The sequence below is a fragment of the Nocardia sp. KT25-26 genome (assembly GCF_056627695.1).
In genome coordinates, this window is the sequence record NZ_CM152813.1 from 223,424 (window position 1) to 247,105 (window position 23,682).

Sequence of the window (23,682 nt, forward strand, 5' to 3'; positions counted from 1 at the left end):
ATCATCGGCCGAAGCATGGAAATGGCCGGTAGAGCGGCCATTCGGGGAATGGAGATGCATGTACGACGTGATCATTGCCGGCGCCGGGCCGACCGGGTTGATGCTGGCCGCCGAGTTGCGGCTGCACGGCGTATCGGTTCTGGTGCTGGACCGAGACCCCGAGCCGACCGCATTCGTCCGGGCGACGGGCCTGCATGTGCGCAGTATCGAGGTGATGGAGCAGCGGGGACTGCTGAAGCGGTTCCTGGCGGCGGGCAGGAAGTTCCCGGCCGGCGGCTTCTTCGCCGCGATGGACAAGCCCGCACCCGACCTGGACTCCGCACACGCGTACGTGCTGGGTATCCCCCAACCCACGATCGACCGGCTACTGGCCGAGCGGGCCACCGAGCTCGGCGCCGAAATCCGGCGCGGCTGTGCGGTGGTGGGGCTGGACCAGGGCGGCGCGGATGTGGTGACCGAGCTGTCCGACGGAACCCGGGTCCGGTCGCGCTACCTGGTCGGCTGCGACGGCGGCCGCAGTACAGTACGAAAGCTGATCGGTGTGGGCTTTCCCGGGGAGCCGGCTACCAACGAGACCCTGTTGGGCGAAATGGCCGTCGCCATGCCGCCGGACGAGGTGGCGGCGGTGGTTGCCGAGGTCCGCAGGACCCAGAAGCGATTCGGCGTGATGCCGTTCGGCGACGACGGCACCTTCCGGGTGATCGTGCCTGCTGCCGGCGTGTCCGCAGACCGCACGGCCGAGCCGACCATGGCGGAGTTCACCGAGCGGCTGCGTGCGGTCGCCGGCACCGACTTCGGCGTGCATTCTCCGCGGCGGTTGTCCCGGTTCGGCGATGCCACCCGGCAGGCCGAACGGTATCGGGTCGGCCGGGTCCTGCTCGCCGGCGACGCCGCACACATCCATCCGCCCACCGGCGGCCAGGGCCTCAACCTCGGTGTACAGGACGCGTTCAACCTCGGCTGGAAGCTGGCCGCGGAGGTCGCCGGCTGGGCGCCGGCGGGGTTACTGGACACCTACGAATCCGAACGGTATCCGGTGGCGGCCGAAGTCCTGGACAACACCCGCGCCCAGATGGAGCTCATGTCCACCACTCCGGGAGCACAGGCGGTGCGCCGCCTGGTGTCCGAACTGATGGATTTCGAGCAGGTGAACCGGCATCTGATGGAGAAGATCACCGCGATCGGGATCTGCTACGACTTCGGCGCCGGGCACCCGCTGCTCGGCTGCCGGATGCGCGACGTGGCACTGACCGGCGGCCGGCTGTACGACCTGATGCACACCGGCCGCGGGCTGCTGCTCGACCGGACCGGGCGGCTCTCGGTGACCGGCTGGACAGACCGGGTGGATCACGTCGTCGACTCCTGGACCGGGCCCGACGTCCCAGCCCTGCTGCTGCGCCCGGACGGACATGTGGCCTGGGTCGGTGACGATCAGCAGGACCTGCTCGACCACCTGCCCCGGTGGTTCGGAGCCGCTGCCGGTTGACCTCCGAGACGGCGACGACAGGCCCGCCGACCCCATGGTCCGGGCCCGAGAAATGCTCAGTCGCCGGGCGGTTCGAGTTCGAGCCGCACCCCCAGCAGTCGCACCGGACGATCCAGCTCGAACCGTTCGATCACCGCGAGGGCGGCTTCGGTGATGGTGGCCGGATCATCGGTCGGTTCGGCCAGTTTCCGCTGCTTACTCCGGGTGTAGAAGGTGTTGGTGCGCACCGTCACCGCTACCCGGGTGCTGATCCGGCCGACGGTGCGCATCTCCTCGGCGACCTCGGTGGCCAGCCGGGCCACCTGGCGGCGGATCTCGTCCGGATCGGTGAGGTCCGCCGGGAACGTTTCGGATTTGCTGCGGCCCACCGGGATCCGCGGTTCGGTGGTGACATCGGTATCGCCTCTGCCGTGTCCGAGCACGCGGAGATACGGACCGGTGGTCGGGCCGAATTCGGCGGCCAGCCGGTGCCGGTCGGCGGCCATCAGATCGGTGACGGTGTGAATGTCGAGCGCGGCGAGGCGGGCCGCGATCCGGGTGCCCACGCCCCACAGTGCATCGGTGGGGCGTGGGCCCATCAGCTCGGTCCAGTTCGCCGCGGTCAACCGGAAGACCCCGGTGGCGGCGCCCGGGTCGTGTTCCGGTTCGGCGGAGGACTTACCGGCCTGCTTGGCGAAACCGGTGGCCAGCTTGGCGGTTAGTTTGTTGTCACCGATACCGACCGAGCAGGTCAGTTCCAGCCGGGCGACGGCGGCGCGGATCTGCTGCGCGAGCGCCTCCGGATCGTCGGTGTCGGCGGCCAGGAACGCCTCGTCCCAGCCCCACACCTCCACCCGGCCGGGGAAGCCGCGCAGCACCGCCATCACCTCGTCGGACGCCTCCTCGTAGGTGGCCATGTCCAGCGGCAGGAACACCCCGTCGGGGCATTTTCGGGCCGCGGTACGCAGTGCGATCCCGGCCCGCACACCGTAGGCCCGGGCGGGATAGGAAGCGCAGGTCACGACCTTGCGCGGCTCGGTGGGGTCGCCGTTGCCGCCGACGATCACCGGCTGCCCACGCAGCTCCGGGTGGCGGCGGTACTCCACCGCCGCCTGGAACTGGTCGAGGTCGACGTGCAACAGCCATCGGGCCACCCTGCAGTCATACCGCACGGCACCGACGAAGTATCGGATCCGGAACGGGTCTTGCCAACTCGCCGGAACAGAATAAAATTCTGTACATGAAGATTCGCGATCGGTTGCTGCTCGCCGCAGAGCGGCAGTTCGCCGAACGCGGCGCCCTCGAAACCACCCTCGGCCAGATCCGGGAGGCCGCCGGCGCCAGCGTCGGCGCGCTCTATCACCACTTCCCGGACAAGGCCGAGCTGTACCGTCAGGTCTGGGCCAATGCCCTCGCCGACTACCAGCGGCACTTCTGGGCAGCCGTCGCCGACAGTGCCGACGCGCGCGGCGGTATCACCGAAGGCGTCACCACGCATCTGCGCTGGGTCACCGAACATCAATACCGGGCAACGATTCTCATCTCCGCACGGCCCCCCGGGATCCAGGACAGCGAATCCAATCGCGAGTTCCTGACCTCGGTGTACCGCTGGTGGCGGACGCACGCCCGATACGGAACGGTGCGCGATCTCGACTTCGACCTGGTCCACGCATTGTGGCTGGGACCGGCTCAGGAATACTCCCGACAGTGGCTCGGTGGCCATATCCGCACTGCGCCAACAGATGTCGCACCGGAACTGGCCGCCGCCGCGTGGCGCGCGTTACACGCCTGACGGTCGCCCACAGCACCCGGACGACCGGATGCCCGACGAACGACAGCTCGACCCAGCAGCACGAGAGAACGGAAAACCGATGCCCGACGCCACCACCACTGCAGCCGCCGCCGACGAACCCGGCACCACGACCCCGCCCGCACCGGACACCACCGACCCGGTCCCGCAGGCGGACAACAGCATTCCCGACGAACTCACCTTCGAGCTGGCCCGCCAGGTGCTCGCCGCGCAGCCGTTCGCCCGGCTGGTCGGAACCGAGATCACCGAATTCGGGGACGGCGCCGCCACTCTGGAGATCGAGATCCAGCCCGAGCACGGCCAGCAGTTCGGCTATGTGCACGGCGGTGTGCTCTCTTATGCCGCCGACAACGCCCTCACCTTCGCCGCCGGTACGGTCCTCGGCCCGAACGTCCTGACCGGCGGCTTCACCATCACCTACCTGCGCCCCGCCGGTGGCGAACGGCTCCGGGCCCGCGCCACCGTCACCGGCTGGACCCGCCGCCAGGCCGTCACTTCCTGCGAGATCCATTCCGAATCCGAGGACGGTGAACCGATCCTGTGTGCCGTCGCCCAGGGCACCGTCCGCAGCATCGACCAGGGAACGCCGGCCGACAACCGCGGCAACTGATGAACGAGCGTTCCCGGACAGCGCGTTGTGGCCGGGCACCGCACGGTGCCCGGCCACAATTGCTCATTTTTCCGGCGATCAGGCCGTGGCGGCGAAGGACCGGTGCTGCGCCGCCGGTTCGCTGACCGGCTCGATGGCGTAGGCCAGGATATCGGCGACATCGGCCACGGGTCGGACGTCCAGATCCGCCAGCACCTCGGCCGGCACCTCGTCCAGGTCCGGCTCGTTGCGGGCCGGAATGAACACGGTCTTCAGTCCGGCCCGTTGCGCGGCGAGCAGCTTCTGCTTCACGCCGCCGATCGGCAGCACCCGGCCGTTCAGGGTGACTTCGCCGGTCATCCCGACATCGGCCCGCACCTGCCGGCCCAGCGCCAGCGACACCAGGGCGGTGACCATGGTGACCCCCGCCGACGGCCCGTCCTTGGGGACCGCACCGGCCGGGAAGTGGATGTGGATGTTGCGATCCAGCACAGCCGGTTCGATGCCGATCTCGGCCAGGTGGGAGCGCACGTAGGTCAGCGCGATCTGCGCGGATTCCTTCATCACGTCACCCAGCTGGCCGGTGATGGTCAGCGAACGCTCCCCGTCGGCGGTATTGGCCTCGACGTAGAGCACATCACCACCGGCACCGGTGACGGCCAGGCCGGTCGCCACGCCCGGGACCGCGGTGCGTTCCGAGGAATCCGGGGTGAACCTGGGCCGGCCGAGGAAGTCGGTCAGGTTCGCCACATCGATGGTGATCGGTGCGCCGCTCCGGTCGTAGCCGAGGCCCTTGTCGTATCCGAGGTCACTGTCGTAGCCGAGGTCCACCACATTGCCGGTATCGGATTCGGTGAGCCTGGTGGCCGCCTTGCGCAGCCCCTTGGCGATCAGCCGTTCCAGCTGCCGGACCCCGGCCTCCCGGGTGTAGTTCGCCGCGATCTCGCGCAGTGCCGGCTCGGTGATCGTGACCTCGTCCGCGTCCAGCGCATTGCGTTCCCGCTGCCGGGGCACCAGGAAGTCGCGGGCGATGGCGACCTTGTCGGCCTCGGTGTAGCCGTCGACGGTGATCAGTTCCATCCGGTCCAGCAGCGGGCCGGGAATGGTCTCGACGACATTGGCGGTCGCGATGAACAGCACATCGGACAGGTCCAGATCCAGGTCCAGGTAGTGGTCCCGGAAGGTGTGGTTCTGTGCCGGGTCCAGCACCTCCAGCAGGGCCGCCGCCGGGTCGCCCCGGAAATCGGAGCCGACCTTGTCGATCTCGTCCAGCAGCACCACCGGGTTCATCGAACCCGCCTCCTTGACCGCCCGCACGATCCGGCCGGGCAGCGCGCCGACGTAAGTGCGCCGGTGACCGCGGATCTCCGCCTCGTCGTGCACACCGCCGAGCGCGACGCGGACGAACTTGCGGCCCAGCGCCCGGGCCACCGATTCACCCAGCGACGTCTTGCCGACACCGGGCGGCCCGGCCAGCACCAGCACCGCACCCGAACCCCGGCCACCGACGACCTCCAGGCCGCGCTGCGCGCGCCGGGACCGCACCGCCAGGTACTCGACCATCCGGTCCTTGACCTCGTCCAGGCCGTGATGGTCGGCGTCGAGCACCGCGCGGGCGCCCGAAACGTCGGTGCTGTCCTCGGTCTTCACCGTCCAGGGCAGTTCGAGGACGGTGTCCAGCCAGGTCCGGATCCACCCGGACTCCGGGCTCTGATCGCTGGCCCGTTCCAGCCGACCGACCTCACGCAGCGCAGCGCTGCGCACTTCGTCGGGCAGTTCGGCTGCCTCGACCCGGGCCCGGTAGTCGTCGGCGCCCTCGGGCTCGTCCTCGCCGAGTTCCTTGCGGATGGCGTTGAGCTGCTGCCGCAGCAGGAATTCGCGCTGGCTCTTCTCCATGCCCTCGCGAACGTCTTCGCTGATCTTGTCGTTGACCTCGACCTCGGCGATATGAGCCTTGATCCATTCGGTCTGCTTGACGAGCCGCTCGGCGACATCGGGCGTCTCCAGCAGCTCCCGCTTCTGCTCGGCAGTCAGGTACGGCGCGTAGCCGGCCGTATCGGAGATCGCCTCGGCACCGTCGAGCTGATTGACGATATCGATGATCTGCCAGGCTTCGCGCCGCTGTAGCAGCGCCACCACCAGCTTCTTGTATTCGGCCGCCAGTTCGGTGGTGCGGGCATCCGGTTCGACGCTTTCCACCGGTTCGGCCTCCACCCACAGCGCAGCGCCCGGCCCGGTCACCCCGTGCCCGATCCGCGCCCGCCGCTCGGCCTTCAACACCGCGGCCGGTGCACCGCCGCGCATCCGGCCGACCTGTTCGATGGTGGCGACCACGCCGTAGGAGGCGTAGCCCTCGTCGAGTCGCGGCGCCACCAGCACCGCTCCGGTCTTCGCGGCCTGCGCCGCATCGATGGCAGCCTGCGCGGATTCGTCCAGTTCGATGGGCACGACCATGCCCGGCAGCACGATCGGATCGGTCAGGAACAGCACCGGCAGGTTCTGAGCTGTAGTCACGTTCGACCCTTTCAAAGTTGAGCTTAGTTGGCTCAACCGAAAGGTCGGGTGGATTGTTCCGCCGGTCCGTTCACCGTGAGCGAACCGCACCGCACCGTCGGTAGCTCAGCGGGCACCCAGCCTGTCCAGCCATGGCGAGTCCATCTGCTCGACCAGCCATCGGCCGTCGACCAGCGCCATGCTCAGGACGACCGGCATGAACTTCGGCGTACCTTCCGGCTCGAGGACAGTCGTCGTGACCTGAATGAACACCGCGACGATCTCGATCTCGTCGCCGTCGCCGGACTTGTACAGGCACTCCGGCAGCTTCATCTGCGATTCCGACTCGCTCTGCGTCATCGCCGCTTTCAGCGCGTCCCGCCCGTCCTCCCAGTTGCGACGCAACTCGCCGGTGGTCCGGTTCCGCACGGCATCGAGGTACCCATCGCGGTCGACCTTGTCGTATTCCGCCATCACAGCAACGAAATCGCAGGCCGCCAGGCGGGCCGCCTCCCGTGCGGCATCCCGGGCGACCGAAGGATGCTCGGGCAGCGCAACCGCCTGCTGCGGCGGTTCCGGCGGATCCTCCGCCGCCAGCACTACCCCCACAGTCACCCACCCGGCGACAGCCACAACCGCCACGATCGCCGTGATGACCGGCCATAACCAGCGCCGCGGCGGCCGCGGCCCCGGCATCGGCCCGGCCGGCGGACCGCCGGGACCGGGGTATGTGGGCGGGCCGGGCATCGGTGCGGATCCGAAATGCTGCGGCTGCTGGTAAGTCATCGAGCCCCCCTCATCGCGATCACCGTACTTTACAGCGACATCATCGACTCCCGTTCACCCTGCGAACCGCGGTCCGTGCTCTTGAAACGTTCGGCGCGAGATCGTCACGCCCTCTTACTGATACAGCCGGTGTTGGCCTGCATGCGCGTCCGGGTGAACAGGGACACCTCCAGGCCACGCTGCGCGCCGGGATCGCACCGTCACGTGATCCGGTGAGTCCGTCGTGAAGTTCTGTGGTGAAGGCCATTACCGGAACGAGACCGAGCCCCACAATCCCGCCCGGGACCATGGGGTTCGATGGATTTCGGCCGGACGGTCAGGCCCGGATGCCGGCTTCCAGCTCGGCGGCATCAGGACCGGTGACCGTGAACTCCACCCCCGCCGGGCCGGCCGGGGTGGACGACCCGCCCACGGCGCCGGGCACGATCGACCGTGCCAGCTCCCGGACCGCAGCGAGTTCGGCCTCGAGGCCACGCTGCGCTGCGTGGTAGCCCAGGACCGACTTGTCGTCATCGAGCAGCGCGACCATGACATCCTCGACGCCGAACCAGGCGCGGCCAAAGCTGTCGGCAGTTGTCGCTGCCTGCTGCAGGGCCCGGATCAGGGCCGGTGCCGCGCCGGTGAGCGTGGCGTGGGTTTCATTTGTCTCCGTCATATGCTGCTCCCCATCAGAAAAGAACTTCGAGGCCCGAGTAGAACCCGCCGATACAGGTGCGGGTGCCGTCCATTTCGTGGATCACCACCCCACCACCCTCGTGGACACATTGGGTTTCGGTGACCGCCACAGCCTGCCCCGCTGCGATTACCGTCGCAACACCTGCGACCGCTGCCGCCGCCGACACCCTGGCCAGGATCCTACGCATTTCCAACCCCCGGATTGCTCAGTCGAAGAACTGCTTGCACCATTTATGACGCAAGCAGGGCCCCACCGGGTTCCACCGAACAATCCAGCACCCTTGACACCCGCAACTCCTCAAACGGGGCTGCCCAGAAGACCCGGCTACCCCAACACCTTCTCGGTGAAGAGTTCGAAGGAGCGGACGCGGGCCTCGATGTCGTAGACCATGGTGTTGAGCATCAGCTCGTCGGGTTCGGTGCGCGCGAGCAGGTCGTCGAGTTGGGTGCGGACGGTTTCGGGGGAGCCGAGGAGTTGGCCGTGGCGGCGTTTCGCCACGAAGTCGCGGATTTCGGGGCTGTCGGGCAGAGTTGCGGCAGCTTCTGCCGGGGTCACCACGGGGCGGGGGCGGCCGGCGGCCAGGTTCAGGAAGGCCAGTTCGCGTGGGCCGGCGAGGTATTCGGCCTGTTCGTCGGTGTCGGCGACGATGGCCGCGACCGCGATCATGGCGTGCGGGCGGTCCAGGTGGGCCGAGGGCCGGAAGTGCTCCCGGTAGATCTGCAGTGCCGGTTCGGTATTGGTGGCGCTGAAGTGGTGGGCGAAGGCGAACGGCAGGCCCAGTTCTGCCGCGGCGCGGGCGCTGAATCCGCTGGAGCCCAGCAGCCAGACCTCCGGTTCGTCGCCGTGGCCGGGGGTGGCGGTGATGCCGTCGGGGCTGTCGCCGCGGAAATAGGCGAACAGGGCGGCCAGTTCCTGCGGGAACGATTCGGCGCCGAGCCCTTCGGCGGTGCGGCGCAAGGCGAGGGCGGTGCGCTGGTCGGTACCCGGCGCGCGGCCGATACCGAGGTCGATCCGGCCTGGATGCAACGCATTCAAGGTGCCGAACTGTTCGGCGACCACCAGCGGCGCATGATTGGGCAGCATCACCCCGCCGGACCCGACCCGGATCGTCGAGGTGGCCGCGGCGAGATGGGCCAGCAGCACGCTCGGCGCCGAGCTGGCGATGGCCGGCATGTTGTGATGCTCGGCCACCCAGAACCGCGCGAACCCGAGCTGTTCGGTACGCCGCGCCAGTTCGGTGGTGGCGGCGAGCGCCTCACTCGCGGTTCCACCGGCCTGCACCGGCGCCAGATCGAGCACGGACAGCGGGAGATCGGTCATACCGGGGAGAACGAACCGGAGGCAGTCGACTATTCCGGCGGCATCCGAGGGCTTTGCCACTCGTGCGTGATCTCCGCCGCGAGAAGCTGCCCGATGTCGACGTCGCCACGTTGCTCGAGGTGGCACGGCAGCGCATCGGCCAGCTGGCGAAGTGAGTGCGGCGGCTGCCGGAGCACAACTCGGGCGGCATGATGAACTCATGGACTTGCGCATCTTCACCGAACCCCAGCAGGGCGCGAGCTACGACACGCTCCTGACCGTTGCCACAACCGCGGAGGAACTCGGCTTCGACGCGTTCTTCCGCTCCGACCACTATCTGGCCATGGGGGACGCCGATGGGCTGCCCGGGCCCACCGATGCCTGGATCACGCTGGCCGGGCTGGCTCGGGAGACCAGCCGGATCCGGCTCGGCACGCTGGTCACCGCCGCCACCTTCCGGTTGCCCGGTCCGCTGGCGATCCAGGTTGCGCAGGTGGATCAGATGTCGGGCGGCCGCGTCGAGCTGGGGCTGGGCAGTGGGTGGTATGCGGCGGAGCATTCGGCCTACGGGATTCCGTTCCCGGATCACCGGTTCGACCGGCTGTCCGAGCAGCTGGAGATCGTCACCGGGCTGTGGGCCACCGAAGTGGGGGATACCTTCGACTACGACGGCAAGTATTACCAGCTCGCGGATTCCCCGGCGCTGCCGAAGCCGGTGCAGCGTCCGCTGCCGGTGCTGATCGGTGGCCTCGGCCCGAAACGGACGCCGCGGCTGGCCGCCCGGTTCGCCACGGAGTTCAACATCCCGTTCGCCTCCGTCGCAGACAGTGCCGCCCAGTTCGGCCGGGTGCGGGCGGCAGCCGAGGCACACGGGCGGCCGGCCGACGATCTCGTCTACTCGAATGCCCTGGTCGCCTGTGTCGGCCGAACCGATGCCGAGGTCGCCCGCCGGGCCGCCGCGATCGGCCGGGCGCCGGACGAGCTGAGGGAGAACGGGCTGGCCGGTTCCCCGGCAGAGGTGGTCGACAAGATCGGCCGGTACACCGAGATCGGCACCCAGCGGGTATACCTGCAGATTCTGGATCTGCAGGATCTGGATCAGCTGGCGTTGATCGCCGAGCAGGTGATGCCACACATCTGACCTCCCGTGACGGAGGTCACCGCGGCCGCCCGTCACAACATCGCGCCGGCCGCCATCTCATCTTCGTACCCGATCAACCAGGAGGCGGAGATGAGAGTCGTGGTGGCAGGAGCCGGATATGCGGGGACGAGCGCAGCCAACCGGCTGGCCCGGAAGGCGCCCGATGCACAGCTCACGGTGGTGAATCCGCGACCGGACTTCATCGAGCGGGTCCGATTGCACGAACAGCTCGCCGGGTCCGGGACGGCGGCGACACCGTTGTCGGACATGCTGCGGGCCGGTATCGAGGTGCGCACCGGCACGGTCGACAAGATCGGCGACGGCACGGTGACGCTCGGCGACGGCGAATCGCTGTCCTTCGACCACCTGCTGCTCGCGATCGGCAGCACGGCCGATCCGCTGCCCGGCACGGTGCCGGTGTGCACCTGGGAGGGTGCCCAACGGGCGCGGACCGAACTGGCCGGACTGCCGGACGGCGGCACCGTGACGGTCATCGGCGGCGGGCCGACCGGAATCGAGACGGTCACCGAGATCGCCGAGGCCCGGCCCGGCCTGCAGGTCCGGTTGGTGAGCGACGAGCTGGGGCCGGGCCTGTCGGCCGGTTCGCAGCGGCGGATCCGGGCCGCCCTGGATCGTCTGCAGGTCACCGAGGTGGCCGACCGGGTGGCGGAGGTGGCCCCGGACGGTGCGCGCGTGCGGCTGCGTTCGGGTACCGAGCTCGAATCGGATCTGACGCTGTGGGCGCTGTTCGGCCAGGTACCCGACCTGGCCGCCCACAGCGGACTTGCTGTGGCCGGCGACGGCCGGGTGGTCGTGGACGACTACCTGCGCAGCGTGACCGATCCGCGGATCTTCGCGGTCGGGGACTGTGCGGCCGTCCCCGGTGCGCGGATGGCCTGCGCCACGGCCCTGCCGCAGGGCATGCATGCGGCGAATACGGTGATCCGGGTGAACAAGGGCCGCCGGTTGGTTCCCTATTCGATGGGATACGCCGGTATCGGGCTCAGCATCGGACGACGGGATGCGGTGATGCAGGTGAACCGGCGCGACGACACGCCACGCGAGCTGGAATTCGGCGGGCGTGCTGCGACGTTGCTCAAGGAGCGGGTCTGCCGCTACGCGAAATACAGTGCCCGCACCGCGAACTACAACTGGCTGCCGGGTCCGAAGTGACCGGTACGCCCGATCGCTCGGATGCCGAGTTCACCACCCATCGGCCCCTGCTATTCTCGATCGCCTACGAGATCCTCGGCTCGGTGAGCGATACCGAGGATGTGCTGCAGGACAGCTATCTGCGCTGGCAGGCGGTCGACCGGGCGGCGATCGCCAACCCCCGGGCCTACCTCGCGCAGATCGTCACCCGGCAGGCGCTGGGTGTGCTCCGGTCGGCCGCCCGGCGCCGGGAGGAATACATCGGTCCGTGGTTGCCGGAACCGCTGGACACCGGCCCGGACGCCGCCGAACACGTGCTCACCGGAGAAGCGGTGACCACCGCCATGCTGCTGGTACTGGAATCACTGACCCCGGACCAGCGGGCCGTATTCGTGCTGCGGGAGGTGTTCGAATTCGGTTATCCGGAGATCGCGGCGGCGATCGGCAGGTCCGAGGCGGCGGTGCGGCAGCTCAACCGACGCGCCCGCCACCGGGTCCGGGCCCGGCGGGATCGGGTGCGGGAGGCGGTGCAGGAACCAGTCACCGCGCGATCGGCCGCCGAGCGGTTCGCGGTTGCCGCGGCGACCGGCGATGTCCAGGCGCTCATGGATGTGCTCGCCCCGGACGTGGTCTTCCTCGCCGACGGCGGTGGTGTGGTGAGCGCTGCCCGCAATCCGGTCATCGGGTCCGACCGGGTCGCCCGGCTGGTCGTCGGTCTCCTCGGCAAGGGCAGGTCGATGGGCGCGGTCGACGTCGGCCTGGGCGTCTACAACGGCATGCCGGCGGTGGTGGTATCGATCGACGGCGAGCTGGACCAGGTGACTGCCATCGAGGTCCGCGACGATGCGGTGACCGCCATCTACAGCGTCCGCAACCCCGAGAAGCTCACCTGGGTGCACCGGTAGGCAACCGCCCGGCTGCCGCAACGGCCCTCGGATACCGGTCGCACCCGGTGGCATCATCAGGGCAGATCGGCCAGGGCGAGTCCGGTGAGCCCGGCGCCGGGCCGGGCGACAACACTGTCCACACCACGGTCGAGATCGACCAGCCGGATCGAGCCGCCCAGGTCGCTGACGTAGAAGACCGAGGGTGACAGGGCAGCCAGGCCGATCGCCTCCCGATACCCACTGGACAGCAACTGCACGTCACCTACCTCCGGCTGCACCTGACCGCGGTTGAGCGAATTACCTCCGGCCGCCGGAGCACCGCGGTCGGTCCACACCAGGGTTCCGGTGCCGACCAGATGCAGATCGATCGGTTCGGGCAGGTCCTGCCACAGCAGCTCGACATCCGGACGCCGGTCGGCTTCCGCACCGGACGGCAGATCCAACGGTGCCCGGAAGATGCGTCCCTGCCCGCCCTCGGCCGCACCCTTCTGCGTCCAGTAGACCAGTCGGCGTTCGGTGTCCACCGCAATGCCGACACACCAGTTGGCCGGCACCACCGCATCCGCGCCGTGTCCGGTGACGACCAGTGGCCGCAGGTCGCTGCCGTCCAGACGGCAGGTCAGCACCTGCATGCCTTCCCGGTCGCACCAGTACAGCCGGCCTTCCTCGAAATCGGCGGTCAGCTGCTTACCGGTGCCGAAGACGCCGCGTGGCACGATCGTGCGGCGGTTCCCGCCGTCCAGGTCGACCCGTTCGATGGAGCCGTTGCGTTCGTAGAAGTCCGGTTCGGTACCGCGGGCCGCTCCGGGGTCGGGGCGGCCCATATTCGTCCAGTAGATGTGCCCGCGCACCTGATCGACGACGATCCCGTCCGGCGACTCGTCCAGGCCGGTGACCAGGGTGCGCACCCGCTCGCCGTCCAGGGATACGGCCAGCAGCCGGGCATCGACGAGGTTCAGGGCGAGCAGTTCGGTCATCGCGGACCTCAACCCTGTTCCGGCTGCTGGTAGTCGTAGAATCCCGCGCCCGTCTTCACCCCGAGTTTGCCCTGGTCGATATAGGTCTTCAACAGCTCGCACGGCCCCTTCGGCAGATGCGGGTACTCCTGTTCGTAGTGCTTCTCGATCTCGTAGACCACGTCGAGCCCCACGGCGTCCATCATCCGGAACGGTCCGGCCTTGGTACCGAAGTTCAGCATGAACATCTGATCGACATCGGCCGGTACCGAAACGCCCTCGTGCACCACTTCCAGGGCTTCCCGCTTGATGGCCGCCCAGATGCGGTTGAAGATGAAGCCGGTGCTCTCCTTGCGGCACAGGAACGGTCGCAGGCCGTAGGCCGGGAAGGTCTGCAGCACGAAGTCGATCACCTCGGGTGCGGTGTTCCCGTCCGACATGACATCGAGCGTGATGGACTGCGGCGGCATGTAGAAGTGCGTGTTGAGCATGCGCTCGGTGGTGGACAGGCCCTCGACGATCTCGCGGCTGGGATAGGACGAGGAGTTGGTCGCCAGAATCGCATCCGCCGGGGCCTGCTTCTCCAGTTCGGCGAACACCTTCCGCTTGAGGTCGAGCACCTCCGGTACCGCCTCCACGACCAGCCACGCCTCGGCGACCGCCTTCGGGAATTCGGGGGTGTATTCGACCCGCCCGGGCGAACCACCCTGCAGGGCGGCGGCGACCTTCGGCAGATTCTCGGTGCAGAACTGCACCGACGCGGCACCCTGCTCGGCATTCGGATCGGTGATGTGCACCGTCCCGCCGCGCAACGCGAACATCAGGGCGATCCGTCTGCCCAGCGTGCCGGCCCCCACGACCGCGACCGGACGATTGCTGTGGTTTTGCGGGATAGTGCTCACCTTGACTCCCTGAACGTCGGTGGATGAAAACAAACGCGGGAACAGCCGGGTCGATCGAGCGCGGCGAGGAGCCGATATGCCCAGGCTAACGGAGCCGGCCCGGATCGGCGGGGCCCGACGGAGGGGTGTTGCCGGATATGTCGCCGATGCACGTTGACACCCTCTCCCCGGCGGTGACAATGTGATGGTCGTTTTTCCACCGGGCACTAGGGGGCTCCTCCATGACAACGCTGGCGTCCGGACTCTTCATCGACTGGGAGGAGCTCACCGGACAGTCGAAGTTCGTTGTCGATCTGATCAGCTTCCCGATCTTCAGCGCCATCGCCGGCTGGCTGACCAACTGGACCGGCGTGCTCATGCTGTTCTGGCCGGTCTACTTCAAGGGCTTCCGGGTTCCGGGCCTGCAGATCCTGTACCCGTACCTGCCGAGGCGGGTCCAGGTGCTGCCGACCTTCTCCGGCGACGGGCGCCGGTTCGGTTTCCAGGGCTTCATACCCGCCCGCGCCGAGAAGATGGCCAGCATCTGCGTGGACAAGGCACTGATGCGGATCGGCAGCCCGCGCGATTTCATCCACGAACTGGACCTGGACGGGATCGGCGACCATCTGGCCGAGATGGCCCGCGACCAGGTGCCGCAAATCGTCGACGACATCATGTACCGGGAGAATCCGGACCTGTGGCGGTCGCTGCCGCGCGCGATGAAGCAGGCCGTCTACCAGCGCGTCGAACGGCAGCTGCCGGCATTGTGCCGGCGTGCCTTCGAGACGCTCGGTGACAATATCGACCAGATCCTCGATGTGAAGAACTTCGTGATCCGGTACCTGAAGCAGAACCCGTACATTCTCGAGGACCTGACCACCACCATCGCCGCCCCCGAACTGAAGTTCATGACCCGGGTGGGCCTGCTGGGCGCGCCGTTCGGCCTGCTGCTGGCGCTGTACCTGCACGTGCACGAGCAGATCCCGGTGTGGGGCTGGGTCCCGGCCTGGGTGATCGTGCTGCTGGCCTCGGCCGGGATCGGGGTGGTGGTCAACATCCTGGCGATCAAGATGGTGTTCGAGCCGGGCGAGCCGCAGCCGCGCTACAAGTACCTGTGGCGGCAAGCGCTGCTGGCCAAGCGGCAGCCCCAGGCCGCGACCGATCTGGCACATATCCTCGCTTACCAGGTGCTGACGGTCGAGAACCTGTCCAACGAGCTGTTGGACGGACCGAACGGTGACAAGACCCGCCAGCTGATCGAGCGGGTGGTGGCCGAGGAGATCCGCAAGCAGCTGGGCCCGACGGCCTTCATGGTGCGGGCCGCCATGGGCCGTCGGCAGTTCGAGAACCTCAGCGTCGGCGCCGCCGGTGCCGGACTGGACCTGGCGCCGACGATGCTCGAGGACGAGGAGTTCGCGAAGGAGCAGGCCCACAAGATCGAGGATTTCGCCGGCCGGAAGCTACGCAAGCTGACGCCGGGGGAGTTCATGGAGATGTTCTACGCCTCGGTCGAGCAGGACGCCTGGCTGCTGTATCTGCACGGCGGCGTGCTGGGATTGGGTGTCGGCGCGATCCACCTGATCACCTTCGGCTGGTGATCCCGGCGGTGTGGATCGTCTCCGGCGCACCCGCCGGAAAAACAAGCACGCATGCTTGCCTTTTCTTGGTGGTGCTGCGATCCTGAATGCGGACCGTCCATCCGAGGCAAGGAATACCGATGGCTGATCTCGCAGCCCTGCTCGACGACTTCGCCGCCGAATGCGCAGCGCTGGAAGACCTGGTCACCCCCCTGACTCCGGAACAATGGCAGACACCGACCCCGGCCGCCGGCTGGACCGTCGCACACCAGATCGGGCACCTGGCCTGGACGGATGAGATCGCCGCGATCGCCGCCGGGGATGCCGCCGGCTTCGCCCAGCTGGTCGCCGACGCCGGCCCCCGGGTGCTGACCTTCGTGGACGAGGGCGCCGACGAGGCCGCCGCCATCCCCCCGGCCGAACTGCTCGACCGCTGGCGGACCGGCCGCGCCGAGCTGATCGCGGCCTTGCGCGCCGTGCCCGCCGGAACCAAACTCCCCTGGTTCGGCCCGCCGATGAGCACCGCCTCGATGATCTCGGCCCGGATCATGGAGACCTGGGCACACGGTCAGGACGTCGCCGATGCCCTGGGCATCACCCGCGAACCCACCGCCCGCCTGCGCACCGTCGCCCATATCGGCGTCCGCACCCGCAACTTCGCCTACCTGGTCCGCGACGAGCCCACCCCCGAGGACGAGTTCCGGGTGGAACTGACCGCCCCCGACGGCACCGTATGGACCTGGGGCCCCGACGACGCCGCACAGCGAGTGACCGGCCCGGCCGCCGACTTCTGCCTCCTGGTCACCCAGCGCCGCCACCGCGACGATACGAACCTCCGCACCACCGGCCCGGACGCCGAACACTGGCTCACCATCGCCCAGGCCTTCGCCGGTCCCCCCGGAGCAGGCCGCAAGCCCGGCCAGTTCGCCGCCTGATCCCAGCGGCCGCAGGCAGCCGGCCCACAAGTCAGTTGCACCTTCGGACCAGGCCGAACCGACACCGCCCGACCGGACATCAGAACGCCTCCCGACGAGGAGCCGCGAACCGGCGCCGGACCCCCGGGGACCACACGGTGCTCCGAAGGCGGAAGCTCAGCGATCCCGCACCACCAGGCCCACCTCTCGGCGTACGACGAGCCCGGACATCGACACCGACGCAACCCCGCACGGAGCGAGTCTTACGAGCGACGTTCCGGCCCGGCGAAGCTCGGCAAATTGAACACAGGCAGGCGGGCGCCAGACGTCGTGGCCGAGCTGATCGACTGCCCGGACGCCGTTGGCCGGGTTTCGCCGCGGAGGGCGCCGGCCCGGCCGGCACACCAGGCCCGGCAGCCGAGAATGACACCCGCCTGCCCTTGTGGTGTACCCCACAGCAACAGCGGGAAACATTCCGGAAACATCCGGTCTCACCAGCATCGCCGGACATTGATCGACACCCGCGGGGGCATGTGTCACTGGTCACGGGCGTAGCGTCGACCGGCGGCCGACCCCCTAACCTGGACATGCGTGCGACTTCCAACGGTGCGGGTCCACGCCACCGAGCCGCCCGCAGGGGAGAGGGAGAGGAAACGCATCGTGACCGCACATCGTCCTGCACAGGCCGTGCGTCATGCCGCAACGATTCTGGCGGGCACCGCCAGCCTGTGCCTCACCGTCGCCGCAGGCGCCTATATCGTCAATCACATGCCCGAGCGGCCCGCGTTGCCGGATGTGCTGGCTGCGCCCGAGCCGCCGGTTTTCCCCGGCAATCACCACCCGGCGACCCCGGCTGCCCTGACCGGCGACGGATACCGGCTGCCGCTGCGTGGGGTCGGCTACCAGGCCGCGGTGTTGCCCGCACCGTCGGCCGACGTACCGGCCGACGAGCCGGAGCGAACCCCCGGCGTACACGGCCGGCTCCGGCTCGGCACCACCTACGTCGGCGCGCAGCTGGCCCCGACTCCGGCGGATACCGTCACCTTCACGGTGGACACCAATGTGCTGACCGCCTTGACCGAGGTCCTGCCCTCGGAACGTCTGGACGGGTACCTGGGCCGGGCCGACACGCAGAATCCGGGGGTCACCGAACTGCGTACCGAGGTGGACCCGGCGCAGCGGGCGATCACCCTGGTGATCAGCGACCCGGCCATCGGCGAACGAACCCTGCGGCTGGAGAGCCGGACGGTGCCCGGCGCCGGAGAACCCGCATCGGCCGAGCCGGGCCTGGACTCCGGCACGCCGGCCGAGACCGAAGCTCCGACGTGGTCCGGGCCGGAATCCGGTGCACCGGCCCAGTCCGGCCCGGAATCCGGCACGCCGGTCCGGTTCGGCCCGACACCCGATGCACCGGCTGAACCGAGCGGCACCCGAGGCCCGGCCGTCACCGCGTGAACACGGAGCGGTTCGACTTCTGCGTAATCGGCGCCGGGATCGTCGGCGTCGCGACGGCGTGGCAGATCCTGCACCGGCATCCGGGGGCAAGCCTGGTGCTGCTGGAGAAGGCCGGCGCCCCGGCCACCCATCAGACCGGCCACAACAGCGGTGTCATCCATTCCGGGATCTACTACCCGCCGGACAGCATGAAGGCCCGGTTGTGCCGGGCGGGCGCCCGATGGACGAAGGAATTCGCTGCGGCGCACGCTATTCCGTTCCGGGTGTGTGGAAAGCTGCTCGTCGCCACCGATTCCGACGAGTATCTACGCATGCTGGCGCTGTACGACCGCTCGGTGGCCAACGGGGTCGAGGTGGAACTTCTCGATGCGGGCGAACTGCGTCGGCGTGAACCCCGGATCGCCGGGGTGGGTGCGCTTTTCGTACCCGGAACCGGCATCGTCGACTTCCGCCGGATCACCGGAGAACTGGCCGGGCAGGTACGTGCGGCGGGCGGGCGCCTGGTCTTCGGGGCGCCGGTCACCGAGATCGTCGAGGCGGCCGACGCGGTGACTGTCTCCGGCCCGGCCGGGACCTGGACGGCCGATCACCTGGTGGTCTGTGCGGGGCTGCAGGCCGATCGGATGGCACGAATCGCCGGAATCCGCACCGGTTTCCGGATCGTACCGTTCCGCGGCGAGTACTACCGGCTCCCGACACATCGCACCGGCCTGGTACAGACCCTGATCTACCCGATCCCCGATCCGGCCCTGCCGTTCCTCGGCGTCCATCTGAGCCCGACCATCGACGGCGATCTGACCGTCGGCCCGAACGCGGTACTGGGCGGGTCCCGCGAGGGCTATCGCAAGGGCAGCGTGGACCTGCGTGATATCGGTGACATGCTGACCTTCCCGGGCCTGCACCGGGTGGCGGCAACCCATCTGCGCACCGGTGTGCGCGAGCTGCGCAACTCGTTGTTCAAGCGTGGCTACCTCGCCGAGTGCCGCCGCTACTGTCCGGAGCTGACGGCGGCCGATCTGCTGCCCCGGGAGGCGGGCATCCGGGCACAGGCCGTCCTGCGGGACGGCACGCTGGTGCACGATTTCCTGATCGAACGCACGGCCCGTTCGGTGCACGTGCTCAACGCGCCGTCGCCGGCCGCCACCTCGGCGATGCCGATCGCCGAACACATCGCCGACCAGCTCGTCGCCTCCTGAGCCGGCGCCCGTCCGCAACCTCCCGGCACCCCGCCACGCTGGTCACCAGCGAAATTCCGGACAACCCCACAATAAATAGGAGAGCTGTAGTACTTTTAAGCCGATTCGGAACAGGAGGGCCGATGGGCCACATCAGATACGCCAGTGACGTGGGAGCACCGGTAGAAGTCGCCTTCTCCTACACCGACAATATCGGCTTCCTCCCGCACTGGATGTACGGGATCACCGCGATCGAGGCCATCGGCGAACCCGCCCACGGCCCCGGTGCCCGCTATGCGGCGAAGACCCGGCTACTCGGCGTGCTGCAACCGGACCTGACGTGCGAGATCACCGAGTACCGGCACAATGTCGCGATCGGGTACGCCTTTCGGGGCCTCCTGATCGCGGGCACGGTCACCGTCCGGTTCGATCCGCTCGGCCACGGCAGCTCGGTACTGACCACCGAACTCGACTATCCCAGGACCTCCGGTCTGCTGGCCGGGCTGCGTGACCGGCTCCGGGAGGCACTGGCCCGCGCGGTGCTGCGCCGAATCCAGGCAGCGCTGCGCCGCGAGATCGAGGAGTTCCACGGCAGCGACCTTGTCAGCCGGATCGCGTAGGGTGCGGCCCATGATCATCGTCAGCACCGACGGATCCTGCCTGCGAAATCCCGGCGGCGCGATCGGCTGGGCCTGGGTCAACCACCACGGCCCGACCGACAGCGGCGGCGCGGCGAGCGGTACCAATCAGATCGCGGAACTACAGGCGGTGCTCGAGGCGATCCGGGCGCATCCGGGCGGGGAGCCGATGCTGATCGAGAGCGATTCGCGCTATGCGATCAAATGCGCCTCTGAGTGGATCACCGGCTGGCGGCGCAACGGCTGGCGCACCTCGACCGGCGGAGCGGTGAAGAACGTCGAGATCATCAAGCAGATCGACCGGGCCATCACCATGCGGACGGGCCCGGTCCGGTTCCGCTGGGTGCGCGGACATGTCGGCAACTACTACAACGAACAGGCCGACACGCTGGCCGGTGCGGCCGCCCGCGCCGCCGCCGCGGCACCGGCCGATTCCGAACCACGGACCGCGGGGAAGTCGGTCGCACCGGCCGAAGAAGCGCTCACGCTCTTCTGAGATCCGGCGCGACCGGGGTCGGTCCGTACGAAAGAACGCCTCCGGCGGTGGCATGCCACTGCCGGAGGCGTTCGCACTTACGCTCAGTCCGCCGCGAGCGCCGCGATGATCGGCATCCGGGCCGCCCGCAGTGCCGGCGGAACCGCACCGGCCAGAGCCAGGGCGGTCGCGGCGGCCGCATACCCGAGCAATACCGGACTGGGCCGGTACCCGATGTCGATCGTCATCGCATGCCCCATCGCCAGCGTGGCCAGGTACTGCACCGCCAGGCCGACCAGCAGGCCCAGTCCGGCACCCAGCGTCGCGATCCCGACGGCCTCGGCGAGCACCGACCGCAGCAGGAACTTGCGGTTCGTCCCCATCGCCCGCAACACCCCGAGTTCCCGGCGCCGCTCCAGTACCGAGAGCATCAGGGTATTGAGCAAGGCGACGGTCGCGACCAGCACCACGATCCACAGGATCGTCCGGCTCATCGCGGCGCCCTGCTCCAGGCTGGACGAAATCGCCGCGATCATGTCCGCCCCGGTATCGACGTGGATCGAGGCCGGGACCAGCTCCTGCACCGCGGCCCGGACGGCGGCCGGGTCGGCGTCGGGAGCGAACTGCACGGAGATCAGGGTCTCACCGGGCCGTTCGTACCACTCACGCATCTGGTCCAGGTTCATCATCACCACCCCGGCGATCACCGAGAAGTACGGCACCACCTGCAGGACCTGCGTCTCGCGCATCCCGGTCGGGGTGGGCAGACGCACCCGGTCGCCGACCGACAGGTCGAGGGTGCGGGCCACATCCCGGCTGATCACCACCCCTTCGCCGCGGTCCAGCCGGGCCAGGACGTCGGCGTCCACCGCCGCCAGCCGCTCCTCCCGCCGATCCGCCGAATATCCCTGCAGCAGCACCCGCCCCGACCCGAGCGCGGCGAAGGCCATCTGTCCCGGCTGCACGAGCGCCACCCCGGGCACCTCGGCGACCTGGTCGGCCAGGTCCTCCGGAAGCGCCGGGCCGGTCGGGAACTGTTCCGCGGAGACCGTGCTGAGGTACAGGTCGGGTTCGCCGAGGCCGCGGAACGAGTCCGTGGCGGAGTCGACCATGTTCGCCGACGCACCACCCACTGCCACAATTGCGGCGACACCGATCGTCACGGTCATCGTGGTGGCCCAGACCCGCCGGGGCGCCCGCTCCAGCGTGGTCGCGCCCAGCACACCGGGCGAACCCAGCAGCCGGGTGATCCGGGCCGCGGCCCGCACGATCGGCCCGGTAGCGGCGAAGCAGATCAGCAGTGCGGCTGTGAAGGCCAATGCGATGGCGCCCAGCGAGAGCCGGCCGAAGTCGTTCGCCGCGACCGCCACCGCGACCACGGCCAGCAACACACCCGCGACCAGCGACAACCGGCGCAGCAGCGGATTCGCCACCTGGATATCGGCGACATCCACCGGTGCCAGAGCTTCCACCGGTGCCACCTTGTACACCTGCCGGGCCGCCAGCCCGGCCGCACAGACGCCCGCGACCACACAACCGAGCAGCGCGGCCGGGATGGCGTACCCGGGCAGTACGAACTCGGTGCGCGATTCGATCGATTGCACCAGCGCGGCCGGCAATTGGCCGATCGCCACCCGGCCGATCAGGATGCCGATGACCGCACCGACCGCGGCACCGGCCAATGAGACCAGGGCGGCCTCGATCAGCAGCCCGCGCACCAACGGCCCGCGGCGGCCGCCCAGGGCACGCAGCAGCGACAAGGCCGGGCGGCGCTGCGTCACCGCCATGCTCATCGCGTTGTAGACCAGGAAGCCGGAAACGATCAATGCGGCGACCGAGGACATCAACGTGGAATAGCGGACGATCTGCACCGCGCCGCCGGCCCGGGCGCTGCGCAGACTGGGTTCGGCGACGACCGCCCGCCCGTCCACCACCGCGGTGAGCCGGTCGCGCAGCCGCTCCACCTCGGTACCCGGCGCCGCGGTGATCTGGACCGAATCGAGCCGGCCCGGCCGGTCGGTCAGCTGCTGCGCCAGACCCAGCGGTGCCACGACGATATGCCCGCCGTTGAGGCGGTCGGTGTCCGCGGCGGGCAGCACGCCCGCCACCGTCACCGTCCCGGAGCCGAGCGGGAACTGGGCACCCTCGCCGTATCCCATGGCGGCCCCGGTGAATACGCCGTTGCGGACGGTCAGCAGTTCGGTGGCCCGACCGGCCACCGAACCGGACAGGGCACCGCCCAGTTCACCGGCGCGGGTGTCGACACCGAGCAGCAGTGCCCGATCGGCTCCCGACCCGACGGCGGTGCGCACCATCGGGGCGGCGACTGCTACTCCGGGCGTTCCGGCGATCGCGGGCAACAGTTCGGCGTCGAAACCGGAGTCGGTGATTCCGGAAACCTCCAGCACCGCATCACCGCTGAGTCCTTCGGTGAGGCGATCCATCGAACCGGTCACCGAAGCGGACAGGCTCAGCACCGCGACCAGCAATGCCGCCGATACCGACATGACCGCCATGGACAGGAAGGTCCGGCCCGGATGCCGGATCAGCTCATCCAGGTTGAACAGCCGTAATCGACCCCAGAACGCCGCGATCATCGAACCGCCGCCGCAGGCCGGTCGTCGGCGCCGATCCGGCCGTCCCGCAGCGTCACCGTCCGGTCGCAGTGCTCGACCGCACCCATGTCATGGGTCACCATCACCACCGAGCGGCCGGCCGCCGGAATGTTCTGCAGAAGTTCCAGGATTGCGGCACCGGTCTTGGAGTCCAGGTTTCCGGTCGGCTCGTCGGCCAGGATCAGCGGCGGGTCCATGATCAATGCGCGCGCCACCGCGACCCGCTGCATCTGCCCGCCGGACAGTTCCGCGGGCCGATGTTCGGCACGGTCGGCCAGTCCCACCAGATCCAGCAGCTCCATCGCCCGGGGCCGGGCCCGGCGCAGACCGGTGCCGTCCAGCAGCTTCGGCACGGCCACGTTCTCCCAGGCCGACAGGGTGGGCATCAGATTGAAGAACTGGAAGACGAATCCGACCTGCTCCAGCCGGAAGGCCGATTGCCGTTCTTCGCCGAGCCCGCCGATCTCGCTGCCCTGGAACCGGATCGACCCGGAATCCGGCCGGTCCAGGGCACCGAGCAGATGCAGCAGCGTGCTCTTTCCCGATCCCGAGGGCCCGACGACGGCGGTGAGTTCGCCCGGTTCGATGCGCAGGCTCACCGAATCGAGCGCGCGCACCGTCTGATCGCCGATCCGGTACTCCTTGACTATATCGACGAGCTCCAGCATCGGCACCGACGCTTCGGTTTCCGGCATGTG

The 23,682-nt window shown here is 69.0% G+C and carries 21 protein-coding genes; 12 read left to right on the forward strand and 9 right to left on the reverse strand.

Features of this window, described 5'->3' with window-relative positions; all coding sequences use genetic code 11:
• Nucleotides 1-58: 58 nt before the first annotated feature.
• Nucleotides 59-1,486, forward strand: a complete 1,428-nt coding sequence (gene rox, locus AC1HFH_RS01080) for a rifampin monooxygenase (protein ID WP_480245558.1) — start codon at nucleotides 59-61, stop codon at nucleotides 1,484-1,486.
• A gap of 56 nt (nucleotides 1,487-1,542) precedes the next feature.
• On the opposite strand, the gene AC1HFH_RS01085 is transcribed toward rox, so the two are convergent.
• Nucleotides 1,543-2,619, reverse strand: coding sequence for a DNA polymerase IV (locus tag AC1HFH_RS01085; protein WP_480245559.1), 1,077 nt, complete (start codon nucleotides 2,617-2,619; stop codon nucleotides 1,543-1,545).
• Between the two features lie 86 nt (nucleotides 2,620-2,705).
• Here AC1HFH_RS01085 and AC1HFH_RS01090 point away from each other — a divergent pair, with 86 nt between their 5' ends.
• Complete coding sequence (locus tag AC1HFH_RS01090; protein ID WP_480245560.1) at nucleotides 2,706-3,257, forward strand: TetR/AcrR family transcriptional regulator; 552 nt, start codon at nucleotides 2,706-2,708, stop codon at nucleotides 3,255-3,257.
• A 181-nt stretch (nucleotides 3,258-3,438) separates the two neighbouring features.
• Complete coding sequence (locus tag AC1HFH_RS01095) at nucleotides 3,439-3,885, forward strand: PaaI family thioesterase (protein WP_480247998.1); 447 nt, start codon at nucleotides 3,439-3,441, stop codon at nucleotides 3,883-3,885.
• Nucleotides 3,886-3,963: 78 nt separating this feature from the next.
• Here AC1HFH_RS01095 and lon read toward each other — a convergent pair whose 3' ends face one another.
• From lon to AC1HFH_RS01115, 4 genes are all read right to left on the reverse strand, one after another.
• Entirely contained in the window at nucleotides 3,964-6,318 is a 2,355-nt protein-coding gene (lon, locus tag AC1HFH_RS01100; RefSeq protein ID WP_480247999.1) for an endopeptidase La, read from the reverse strand.
• 165 nt (nucleotides 6,319-6,483) lie between these two features.
• Complete coding sequence (locus tag AC1HFH_RS01105; RefSeq protein ID WP_480245561.1) at nucleotides 6,484-7,143, reverse strand: hypothetical protein; 660 nt, start codon at nucleotides 7,141-7,143, stop codon at nucleotides 6,484-6,486.
• A gap of 316 nt (nucleotides 7,144-7,459) precedes the next feature.
• The gene (locus AC1HFH_RS01110) at nucleotides 7,460-7,798 is read right to left on the reverse strand and encodes a hypothetical protein (RefSeq protein WP_480245562.1); all 339 of its coding nucleotides are present in this window, start codon (nucleotides 7,796-7,798) and stop codon (nucleotides 7,460-7,462) included.
• A 345-nt stretch (nucleotides 7,799-8,143) separates the two neighbouring features.
• A complete protein-coding gene (locus AC1HFH_RS01115) occupies nucleotides 8,144-9,139 on the reverse strand; it encodes an LLM class flavin-dependent oxidoreductase (protein ID WP_480245563.1) in 996 nt (331 codons plus the stop codon).
• Between the two features lie 199 nt (nucleotides 9,140-9,338).
• On the opposite strand from AC1HFH_RS01115, the gene AC1HFH_RS01120 reads away from it, so the two are divergent.
• The 3 genes from AC1HFH_RS01120 (at nucleotide 9,339) to AC1HFH_RS01130 (ending at nucleotide 12,316) form a co-directional block, all read left to right on the forward strand.
• Nucleotides 9,339-10,259: an LLM class F420-dependent oxidoreductase gene (locus tag AC1HFH_RS01120; RefSeq protein ID WP_480245564.1), complete on the forward strand. Its 921-nt coding sequence runs from the start codon at nucleotides 9,339-9,341 to the stop codon at nucleotides 10,257-10,259.
• Between the two features lie 90 nt (nucleotides 10,260-10,349).
• Nucleotides 10,350-11,432, forward strand: coding sequence for an NAD(P)/FAD-dependent oxidoreductase (locus tag AC1HFH_RS01125; RefSeq protein WP_480245565.1), 1,083 nt, complete (start codon nucleotides 10,350-10,352; stop codon nucleotides 11,430-11,432).
• A complete protein-coding gene (locus tag AC1HFH_RS01130; protein WP_480245566.1) occupies nucleotides 11,429-12,316 on the forward strand; it encodes an RNA polymerase sigma-70 factor in 888 nt (295 codons plus the stop codon). The genes AC1HFH_RS01125 and AC1HFH_RS01130 overlap by 4 nt, the downstream gene beginning before the upstream one ends.
• 56 nt (nucleotides 12,317-12,372) lie before the next feature.
• Here AC1HFH_RS01130 and AC1HFH_RS01135 read toward each other — a convergent pair whose 3' ends face one another.
• Together AC1HFH_RS01135 and AC1HFH_RS01140 are read right to left on the reverse strand one after the other, a co-directional pair.
• A complete protein-coding gene (locus AC1HFH_RS01135; RefSeq protein WP_480245567.1) occupies nucleotides 12,373-13,275 on the reverse strand; it encodes a hypothetical protein in 903 nt (300 codons plus the stop codon).
• A gap of 8 nt (nucleotides 13,276-13,283) precedes the next feature.
• Complete coding sequence (locus AC1HFH_RS01140; protein WP_480245568.1) at nucleotides 13,284-14,156, reverse strand: 3-hydroxyacyl-CoA dehydrogenase family protein; 873 nt, start codon at nucleotides 14,154-14,156, stop codon at nucleotides 13,284-13,286.
• A 221-nt stretch (nucleotides 14,157-14,377) separates the two neighbouring features.
• Here AC1HFH_RS01140 and AC1HFH_RS01145 point away from each other — a divergent pair, with 221 nt between their 5' ends.
• The 6 genes from AC1HFH_RS01145 (at nucleotide 14,378) to AC1HFH_RS01170 (ending at nucleotide 20,390) form a co-directional block, all read left to right on the forward strand.
• Nucleotides 14,378-15,733 carry a hypothetical protein gene (locus AC1HFH_RS01145; RefSeq protein ID WP_480245569.1) on the forward strand — a complete coding sequence of 452 codons (1,356 nt, stop codon included), beginning with the start codon at nucleotides 14,378-14,380 and terminating at the stop codon, nucleotides 15,731-15,733.
• A 119-nt stretch (nucleotides 15,734-15,852) separates the two neighbouring features.
• Nucleotides 15,853-16,647 (forward strand): TIGR03084 family metal-binding protein, encoded by a 795-nt coding sequence (locus AC1HFH_RS01150; RefSeq protein ID WP_480245570.1) that lies wholly within the window; start codon nucleotides 15,853-15,855, stop codon nucleotides 16,645-16,647.
• Nucleotides 16,648-17,286: 639 nt separating this feature from the next.
• Nucleotides 17,287-18,081, forward strand: a complete 795-nt coding sequence (locus AC1HFH_RS01155) for a hypothetical protein (protein WP_480245571.1) — start codon at nucleotides 17,287-17,289, stop codon at nucleotides 18,079-18,081.
• Nucleotides 18,078-19,277 carry an L-2-hydroxyglutarate oxidase gene (gene lhgO, locus AC1HFH_RS01160; protein WP_480245572.1) on the forward strand — a complete coding sequence of 400 codons (1,200 nt, stop codon included), beginning with the start codon at nucleotides 18,078-18,080 and terminating at the stop codon, nucleotides 19,275-19,277. Before AC1HFH_RS01155 ends, lhgO begins: the two co-directional genes overlap by 4 nt.
• 122 nt (nucleotides 19,278-19,399) lie before the next feature.
• Nucleotides 19,400-19,876, forward strand: coding sequence for an SRPBCC family protein (locus AC1HFH_RS01165; protein WP_480245573.1), 477 nt, complete (start codon nucleotides 19,400-19,402; stop codon nucleotides 19,874-19,876).
• A gap of 10 nt (nucleotides 19,877-19,886) precedes the next feature.
• Entirely contained in the window at nucleotides 19,887-20,390 is a 504-nt protein-coding gene (locus AC1HFH_RS01170) for a ribonuclease H family protein (protein WP_480245574.1), read from the forward strand.
• An 83-nt stretch (nucleotides 20,391-20,473) separates the two neighbouring features.
• Here AC1HFH_RS01170 and AC1HFH_RS01175 read toward each other — a convergent pair whose 3' ends face one another.
• Nucleotides 20,474-22,966, reverse strand: coding sequence for an FtsX-like permease family protein (locus tag AC1HFH_RS01175; RefSeq protein WP_480245575.1), 2,493 nt, complete (start codon nucleotides 22,964-22,966; stop codon nucleotides 20,474-20,476).
• Nucleotides 22,963-23,679, reverse strand: a complete 717-nt coding sequence (locus AC1HFH_RS01180) for an ABC transporter ATP-binding protein (RefSeq protein ID WP_480245576.1) — start codon at nucleotides 23,677-23,679, stop codon at nucleotides 22,963-22,965. The genes AC1HFH_RS01175 and AC1HFH_RS01180 overlap by 4 nt, the downstream gene beginning before the upstream one ends.
• Nucleotides 23,680-23,682: the final 3 nt, after the last annotated feature.

Excerpts from the sequence above, each read along its gene's own strand:
- rox (WP_480245558.1), top strand. The coding sequence starts at position 59 with ATGTACGACGTGATCATTGCCGGCGCCGGGCCGACCGGGTTGATGCTG.
- AC1HFH_RS01090 (WP_480245560.1), top strand. The coding sequence starts at position 2,706 with ATGAAGATTCGCGATCGGTTGCTGCTCGCCGCAGAGCGGCAGTTCGCC.
- lon (WP_480247999.1), bottom strand. The coding sequence starts at position 6,318 with ATGGTCGTGCCCATCGAACTGGACGAATCCGCGCAGGCTGCCATCGAT.
- AC1HFH_RS01105 (WP_480245561.1), bottom strand. The coding sequence starts at position 7,143 with ATGACTTACCAGCAGCCGCAGCATTTCGGATCCGCACCGATGCCCGGC.
- AC1HFH_RS01110 (WP_480245562.1), bottom strand. The coding sequence starts at position 7,798 with ATGACGGAGACAAATGAAACCCACGCCACGCTCACCGGCGCGGCACCG.
- AC1HFH_RS01115 (WP_480245563.1), bottom strand. The coding sequence starts at position 9,139 with ATGACCGATCTCCCGCTGTCCGTGCTCGATCTGGCGCCGGTGCAGGCC.
- AC1HFH_RS01120 (WP_480245564.1), top strand. The coding sequence starts at position 9,339 with ATGGACTTGCGCATCTTCACCGAACCCCAGCAGGGCGCGAGCTACGAC.
- AC1HFH_RS01125 (WP_480245565.1), top strand. The coding sequence starts at position 10,350 with ATGAGAGTCGTGGTGGCAGGAGCCGGATATGCGGGGACGAGCGCAGCC.
- AC1HFH_RS01135 (WP_480245567.1), bottom strand. The coding sequence starts at position 13,275 with ATGACCGAACTGCTCGCCCTGAACCTCGTCGATGCCCGGCTGCTGGCC.
- AC1HFH_RS01145 (WP_480245569.1), top strand. The coding sequence starts at position 14,378 with ATGACAACGCTGGCGTCCGGACTCTTCATCGACTGGGAGGAGCTCACC.
- AC1HFH_RS01150 (WP_480245570.1), top strand. The coding sequence starts at position 15,853 with ATGGCTGATCTCGCAGCCCTGCTCGACGACTTCGCCGCCGAATGCGCA.
- AC1HFH_RS01165 (WP_480245573.1), top strand. The coding sequence starts at position 19,400 with ATGGGCCACATCAGATACGCCAGTGACGTGGGAGCACCGGTAGAAGTC.
- AC1HFH_RS01170 (WP_480245574.1), top strand. The coding sequence starts at position 19,887 with ATGATCATCGTCAGCACCGACGGATCCTGCCTGCGAAATCCCGGCGGC.
- AC1HFH_RS01175 (WP_480245575.1), bottom strand. The coding sequence starts at position 22,966 with ATGATCGCGGCGTTCTGGGGTCGATTACGGCTGTTCAACCTGGATGAG.
- AC1HFH_RS01180 (WP_480245576.1), bottom strand. The coding sequence starts at position 23,679 with ATGCCGGAAACCGAAGCGTCGGTGCCGATGCTGGAGCTCGTCGATATA.